We start from the raw sequence: 1,085 nt of genomic DNA, 5'->3' as shown, positions 1-1,085 counted from the left end.
GATCCCCCAAAACTGACAATAATGTTTCGTATTGTGACCAACTCACCGGACTAATGGTATGACGTTCTTCCGGGTCGTCAATCTGGAGACGTTCGGATAAGTCATTTAATAGAATCATCTAAAATAGTTGCTGGAGACCCGCACTATAACGTGCGTTTAGTGCCGGTAGGAAAGCAACCAGCATAAAATTACTTCCCCCCTTAAATGCGCGAACAAACTTAATTGCTCACCATCTAAACCATCAAACTTTCTACGTTTAGTACGTTTAGTTTTAGGTAATTGTTCAGTAGTTAACTTTAACTTTATTATTGTCTAAGCAATTCTTGAGCATTGCAGGAAAGACAAAACTCCTCATCCTCTTTTTGAATCTTGGAAAACCTTTACCCAGGGATTTCATCTCAGTAAATGCTCTATCTAAAGTTTTCAGAGTTTGTTGTAAAACTTGAGCATTTACTGATTTTAATCTAGGATTAGTTTTCTTAGCGATGGTTAAGCTTTTTGCTTGATAATTGTAATTAGGATAAGGGGCATCAGCAGGAATAATATACTCAGTTATAATTGAACAACTATTGATTGGTGACTTTCTGGAATTTAACCAATCTTTACGCTCTCTTAAAGCATAATTGTACACACTTCGACAAACATCAAGAATGTGATTAATTTCTGCCTCTTGCTGCTGAGTTTGTTGAAGCTTGTACTGGTAAGTTAAAGTAATCAAATTTGTTGTTCAACTTCTAACTAAATACTATTTAATTATAACACAATTTTTGTTTCGCTATCGCTCAGTTAATTAGCATTTTTGTAATTCATCTCACCGCTAAATCTCCGATCATAGAGGGAGTTCTCTTTCAACATCCTCTGATATATTTTTGTTGATTTATATCACTTATTAATCTAATAATATCGCTTTCATCTTTTGGCAGATCAAGCTTAAAATGGTCTATTTTGAAGGCTGATTGCGTATTAATTGCCTACGTTCCCAAACAGTTGCTTAGGTTCCTTGTACTTCCGTTTTTTAGTGTCTATATTTCAATTATAGACATCAAACAGACAAGGAGAGACAAACTGATGTACACATCTAAAAT

1 protein-coding gene is annotated in these 1,085 nt (G+C 34.7%); it reads right to left on the bottom strand.

Annotation, left to right across the window (positions count from 1 at the left end; genetic code table 11):
* Window positions 1-283: 283 nt before the first annotated feature.
* Window positions 284-718, bottom strand: a complete 435-nt coding sequence (locus F6K15_RS37955; protein ID WP_293071270.1) for a helix-turn-helix domain-containing protein — start codon at window positions 716-718, stop codon at window positions 284-286.
* Between the last annotated feature and the right edge of the window lie 367 nt (window positions 719-1,085).

Source organism: Okeania sp. SIO2B3 (assembly GCF_010672525.1).
Taxonomy (GTDB): Bacteria; Cyanobacteriota; Cyanobacteriia; order Cyanobacteriales; family Microcoleaceae; genus Okeania.
Note: the sequence above shows the minus strand (reverse complement) of the source record. Positions and strands in the feature narration are given on the sequence as shown.